Origin of the sequence: Curtobacterium sp. CFBP9011, assembly GCF_034045095.1 — a bacterium.
Taxonomy (GTDB): domain Bacteria; phylum Actinomycetota; class Actinomycetes; order Actinomycetales; family Microbacteriaceae; genus Curtobacterium.
Genome location: NZ_JAXCWN010000016.1, coordinates 2,974 through 4,296, shown reverse-complemented (window position 1 = coordinate 4,296; position 1,323 = coordinate 2,974). Strand labels below are relative to the sequence as shown.

Here is a 1,323-nt window from a genome sequence, read left to right as displayed (position 1 = left end):
TCCGGTCACGTGTCCGGCCCCCCTTCTCCCGAAGTTACGGGGGCATTTTGCCGAGTTCCTTAACCACGATTATCTCGATCTCCTTGGTATTCTCTACCTGACCACCTGAGTCGGTTTCGGGTACGGGCGGCTGCAACCTCGCGTCGATGCTTTTCTCGGCAGCATAGGATCACTGAATTCCCCTTACGGGTACGCGTCGGGTCTCAGGCATACAGACGACGGATTTGCCTATCGTCAGCCCTACATCCTTACACCAGGTTCACCTTACGGATACCATCGCCTGGCTCAGCTACCTTCCTGCGTCACACCTGTTCATACGCTAACCGCACCAGCATGGGGTCGAGCGTTAGACCGGCCCGTCTCACCCCGAAGGGATCAACAAGTACCGGGTTAGGACTCTTAGCACCACTGGATTAGCTTGGGCGGTTGTTCGCCGGTACGGGAATATCAACCCGTTGTCCATCGACTACGCCTGTCGGCCTCGCCTTAGGTCCCGACTTACCCAGGGCGGATTAACCTGGCCCTGGAACCCTTGGTCTTTCGGAGGACGGGTTTCTCACCCGTCTTTCGCTACTCATGCCTGCATTCTCACTCGTGTAGCGTCCACGGCTGGATCACTCCGCCGCTTCACTCGCCACACGACGCTCTCCTACCACTCCGCACGACTGAACCACGAAGGCTTGTCGAGTGTGCGAAATCTACAACTTCGGTGGTGTGCTTGAGCCCCGTTACATTGTCGGCGCGGAATCACTTGACCAGTGAGCTATTACGCACTCTTTCAAGGGTGGCTGCTTCTAAGCCAACCTCCTGGTTGTCTGTGCAACTCCACATCCTTTCCCACTTAGCACACGCTTAGGGACCTTAGTTGGTAGTCTGGGTTGTTTCCCTCTCGACGATGAAGCTTATCCCCCACCGTCTCACTGCTGCGCTCTCACTCACCGGCATTCGGAGTTTGGCTGACGTCAGTAACCTGTTGAGGCCCATCGGCCATCCAGTAGCTCTACCTCCGGCGAGAAACACGCAACGCTGCACCTAAATGCATTTCGGAGAGAACCAGCTATCACGAAGTTTGATTGGCCTTTCACCCCTATCCACAGCTCATCCCCTCCATTTTCAACTGAAGTGGGTTCGGTCCTCCACGACGTCTTACCGTCGCTTCAACCTGGCCATGGATAGATCACTTCGCTTCGGGTCTAGGACATGCGACTGAATCGCCCTATTCAGACTCGCTTTCGCTACGGCTACCCCACACGGGTTAACCTCGCCACATATCGCTAACTCGCAGGCTCATTCTTCAAAAGGCACGCCGTCACCCCTACAAAG

General features: G+C 55.9%; 1 rRNA gene (only partly in view). It reads right to left on the bottom strand.

What is annotated here, in order from left to right:
* Positions 1–1,323 (bottom strand): 23S ribosomal RNA (locus SOM35_RS17340) (it extends past both window edges: 1,274 nt to the left, 727 nt to the right).